Below are 4,263 nucleotides of genomic sequence, written 5' to 3' on the forward strand. Positions count from 1 at the left end.
CCCATGCCCGGCCTCGCCCCCACCCGCCCTACACGTCCGTGACCCGCAGCCCCGCGTGCGCCTTGTAGCGCCGGTTCACGGAGATCAGGTTGGCGACCAGCGACTCCACCTGGTGGGCGTTGCGCAGCCGGCCCGCGAAGACGCCGCGCATGCCGGGGATGCGGGCGGCGAGGGCCTGGACCGCGTCGGTGTCGGCGCGGCTCTCCCCCAGCACCATCACGTCGGTGTCGATCTCCTCGATGGCCGGGTCCTGGAGCAGCACGGCCGACAGGTGGTGGAAGGCGGCGGTGACGCGCGAGTCGGGGAGCAGCGCGGCGGCCTGCTCGGCGGCGCTGCCCTCCTCGGGCTTGAGGGCGTACGCGCCCTTCTTGTCGAAGCCGAGCGGGTTGACGCAGTCGACGACGAGCTTGCCGCTCAGCTCTTCGCGCAGCGATTCGAGGGTCTTGGCGTGGCCGTCCCACGGCACGGCGACGATCACGATGTCGCTGCGCCGCGCGCACTCCGCGTTGTCCGCGCCCTCGACGCCGAGGCCGAGCTCGTCGGCGGCGGTCCGCGCGCGCTCGGCGGCGCGGGAGCCGATGATCACCTTCTGGCCCGCGCGGGCCAGGCGGTAGGCGAGCCCGCGCCCCTGGTCGCCGGTGCCGCCGAGCACGCCGACGACGAGCCCGGACACGTCGGGCAGCTCCCAGGGGTCCTTGGCGGGGGCCTTCTGCACACTGTCGGTAGAGGTCATGGGGCGACCTTACTCAGCCGTACGGGATCTTCGGACATCCGTGGTCATGCCAGTTCCGCCATTGGGATCCGGCGGAACGAGATCGTCTCGTACGCGCTGAAGTCCCCGGTCTCGTAGAGCAGTCCGACGGTCTCCGCGTCGAGGCGCACGAGGTCGGAGTACGCGGCCGGGAGCCCGTCGACCGTGTGGGCGACCTGCCAGGTCGTGCCGCCGTCGGTGGAGCGGCGCACGGTCATCAGGGCGCGGAAGCCGGGGTCGGCGGGGCCGGAGAAGAGCAGCACGTCGGGGTCGCGCAGCTGCAGGACGCTGCCCTCCACCACGGGGCCGGTGAGCCCGGCCTGCGGGCGGAAGGGCTTGGCCAGGCTCCGGCCGCCGTCGTGCGAGTGGGCGTCGCCGCGGGTGCCGGGGGCCGGGGAGTCGTTGCGGGTGTTGAAGTAGACGCGGCCGTCGGGGAGTTCGGCGGCGGTGGTCTCGTTCACGTTGATGTAGCCGTTGGTGTTGTCGTCGATGTAGCCGATGCGCCAGGTCGCGCCCGCGTCGTCGCTGAGCAGGCAGTGCCCGCCGTTGTACTTCCCCTCGGTGCCGTCGTCCGTTCCGGACGGCGGCAGGGAGTGGTTGGCGGGGACCAGCACGCGTCCCGTGGTCAGCTGCACGGCGTGCCCGGGCGTCGTGGCGTACCACCGCCAGTTCGCCCTCTTCACCTGGCCGGTGATCTCGCGCGGCGCGGTCCAGGTGAGGCCGTCGTCGTCGCTGTGCTGCACCCAGACGCGGCGGCCCGCCGCCGCGGAGACCTGGCCGCGGCGGATGGCCTCCTCGGTGGCCGCGGCGGCGTTCCTGACCTGGACGAGGAGGATGCGGCCGGTGTCGAGGACGACGGGGGCGGGGTTGCCCGCGAGGTCGGCGCCGTTCTTGCCGACGACCTGGAGCGGGCCCCAGGTGCGGCCGCCGTCGGCGGAGCGCTTGAGGACGATGTCGATGTTGCCGAAGTCGTCCTGGGAGCCGACGCGGCCCTCGCAGAAGGCGAGGACGGTACCGGTGGCGCTGATGACGACGGCGGGGATGCGGAAGCTCGCGTATCCCTCGCGGCCCGCGCGGAAGGGAACAGTTGTTTCAGTAGTCATTCCCCGCCCATCCCCTGCACGGAGGAAATCCCCGTGAACTCCCGGTGACGAGTGTCCTGTTGCTGCAGGATGCGACGCCATGGACGCCGTACGGGTCGCGCTGCTGCGCGAAGTGCTCGCGGGAACGGAGTGGCTGGGAGCCACCCGCCGTTTCGCGGGGACGCTGAGGACCTCCGTCGTGCCGCACGGCGGCGGGCTGCTGCTCGTGGGCACGGCGGCGTACGAGCCATGGCACCTGGCCGCGCACCTCGTCGACGAGGCGGCCTGGTCGGGCACGCCGGAGCTGACCCCGACGCTCGTGCGGCACCGCGTACTCGCCACGGATCCGGCGCACCTGTCGACGGGCCTCGGCCGGATCGAGGCGGCGCGGCGCGGCGAGACGCTGCTCGTCGTGGCGCCGGACGCGCCGGACGCGGAGCTGCTGACGCGGGTGCACGACGCGCGGCGGGCGGGCGCGACGGTGCTCGCGCTCGGCTCCGGGGACCGGGACCTGGCCTCGCTCTCGCACGAGGCACTGGCGGTGCCCGAGACACCCGACCTGGACCTCGACACGGTCCAGCACCTGGTGAGCGCGGCGGCCGGGGAGAACGCGCTGCCCGAGGCGCGGGGCCGCAGGCGCCTGCGCGACCGGCTGTCCCGGCTCGCCGACCAGCTGACGTCACCGCCGCCGACCAGGTGGTGAGACGGAAATTCGGTTGCCCACCGCACCGGTCCGAGCTGAGCATGACTTTTCGTGCCTCTCTCCGCGATACTGCCCGATCTCTCCCCCTGGCGATCCACCCGTGACTTCCGGTTGCTGTGGGTCCAGGGCCTCGTCACGTACTTCGGCAGTTTCATGGCGATGGTCGCCCTGCCGCTGCAGATCAAGGAGCTGACGGACTCGCCGGTGGCGGTCGGCGCGATGGGCGCGGTCGAGCTGGTGCCGCTGATCGTCTTCGGGCTCTACGGCGGCGCGCTCGCCGATGCCGCGGACCGGCGCAAGGTGATCCTCCTGACCGAGGCGGCGCTGGGCCTGCTCGCCGTCGTCCTGCTCGTCAACGCGCTGCTGCCGGAGCCGCTGCTGTGGCCGCTCTACGTCGTCGCGGCGGGCGTCTCCGCACTGGCCGGGCTGCAGCGCCCTGCCCTGGACTCGCTGATGGCGCGGATCGTGCCGCACGACCAGCTGACGGCGGCCGCCGCGCTGAACTCGCTGCGGTGGAACGTGGGGGCCATCGCGGGCCCCTCGCTCGCGGGCCTGGTCGTCGCGTACGCCGGGCACGCGTCCGCGTACGCGGTCACGATCGCCTGCTTCGCGGTGTCCGTGCTCCTGTGCACCCGCCTCTCCCCCGCGCCGGCCGCACACGACGCGGAGAAGCCGTCGCTGAAGGGCCTCGCGGAGGGCGCGCGGTACGCGTGGTCGCGGCCGGTGCTGCTCGGCACGTACGCGATCGACATGGCGGCGATGTTCTTCGCCTTCCCGAACACGATCTTCCCGTTCCTCGCGGACGACCTGGACGCGGAGTGGGCGCTCGGCCTGATGTACGCGGCCGGGGCGGTCGGCTCGCTGCTCTTCAGCCTCACCAGCGGGTGGACGTCGCGGGTGCGGCGGCACGGGCTGCTCGTGGTGTTCGGGGCGGCGGGCTGGGGTCTCGCGATCACCGCGGCGGGCTGGCTCTCGAACATCTGGGTGGTGCTCGGCTGCCTCGCGCTCGCGGGCGCCGGTGACATGGCGAGCGGGCTCGGCCGCTCCACCATCTGGAACCAGACCATCCCGGACGAGCTGCGCGGACGGCTCGCCGGGATCGAGGTCCTCTCGTACAGCGTGGGCCCGCAGCTCGGCCAGGTCCGCGCGGGCGCGGCGGCGGGCTGGACCGGCACCCGGCCCGCCATCTGGTCGGGCGGCCTGGCCTGCGTGGCCTCGGTCGGCATCCTGGCGGCGGCGCTGCCGCGGCTCATCTCCTACGACGCGACGACGGACCCGGACGCGAAGCTGCGCCGGGAACGGACCGGGGAGCGGGCGGCCGCGCTCTAGGTGTATTGGCCCGCAGGGTTGTTGACGCGGGTGATGGGTGGGTGGCCGCCGAGTGCGGTGTGGCAGCGGTGGTGGTTGTAGGTGTGCAGGAAGTCTGCCAGGGCCGCTGTCCGCTCGTCGTTTGAGGTGTAGGGCCTCAGGTAGGCCCATTCGTCGAGCAGGGTGCGGTTGAAGCGTTCGACCTTGCCGTTGGTCTGGGGCCGGTAGGCGCGGGTCAGCTTGCCCCTCGCGTCGAGGTCGGCCAGGGCCTGCTGCCAGGCGAGGCTCTTGCGGTAGGGCCAGGCGTTGTCGGTCAGGACCCGCTCGATGCGGTCGATGCCGTGTGCGGTGAAGAAGGCTGCGGCCCGGCGCAGGAAGGCGGCGCAGGTGGCGGCCTTCTCGTCCGTGTGGATCTCGCT

Annotated in this window: 5 protein-coding genes; 2 read left to right on the forward strand and 3 right to left on the reverse strand. The window is 73.0% G+C overall.

Features of this window, described 5'->3' with window-relative positions; translation table 11 throughout:
- Positions 1-28: 28 nt before the first annotated feature.
- The gene (npdG, locus tag AOK03_RS39645; RefSeq protein WP_055570176.1) at positions 29-733 is read right to left on the reverse strand and encodes an NADPH-dependent F420 reductase; all 705 of its coding nucleotides are present in this window, start codon (positions 731-733) and stop codon (positions 29-31) included.
- A gap of 44 nt (positions 734-777) precedes the next feature.
- A complete protein-coding gene (locus tag AOK03_RS39650; protein ID WP_055570177.1) occupies positions 778-1,854 on the reverse strand; it encodes a sialidase family protein in 1,077 nt (358 codons plus the stop codon).
- Positions 1,855-1,933: 79 nt separating this feature from the next.
- Here AOK03_RS39650 and AOK03_RS39655 point away from each other — a divergent pair, with 79 nt between their 5' ends.
- Positions 1,934-2,536 carry a hypothetical protein gene (locus AOK03_RS39655; RefSeq protein ID WP_055570178.1) on the forward strand — a complete coding sequence of 201 codons (603 nt, stop codon included), beginning with the start codon at positions 1,934-1,936 and terminating at the stop codon, positions 2,534-2,536.
- 51 nt (positions 2,537-2,587) lie between these two features.
- Positions 2,588-3,865 carry an MFS transporter gene (locus AOK03_RS39660; protein ID WP_055570179.1) on the forward strand — a complete coding sequence of 426 codons (1,278 nt, stop codon included), beginning with the start codon at positions 2,588-2,590 and terminating at the stop codon, positions 3,863-3,865.
- Here the strand turns inward: AOK03_RS39660 and AOK03_RS39665 are convergent.
- Positions 3,862-4,263: integrase core domain-containing protein (locus AOK03_RS39665; RefSeq protein WP_157869228.1), on the reverse strand; the 402-nt coding region annotated here is incomplete at its 5' end. The two genes, AOK03_RS39660 and AOK03_RS39665, sit on opposite strands and share 4 nt — an antisense overlap.

The organism is Streptomyces atriruber (assembly GCF_001418325.1).
Classification (GTDB): Bacteria; Actinomycetota; Actinomycetes; order Streptomycetales; family Streptomycetaceae; genus Streptomyces; species Streptomyces atriruber.

Excerpts from the sequence above, each read along its gene's own strand:
- AOK03_RS39655 (WP_055570178.1), top strand. The coding sequence starts at position 1,934 with ATGGACGCCGTACGGGTCGCGCTGCTGCGCGAAGTGCTCGCGGGAACG.
- npdG (WP_055570176.1), bottom strand. The coding sequence starts at position 733 with ATGACCTCTACCGACAGTGTGCAGAAGGCCCCCGCCAAGGACCCCTGG.
- AOK03_RS39650 (WP_055570177.1), bottom strand. The coding sequence starts at position 1,854 with ATGACTACTGAAACAACTGTTCCCTTCCGCGCGGGCCGCGAGGGATAC.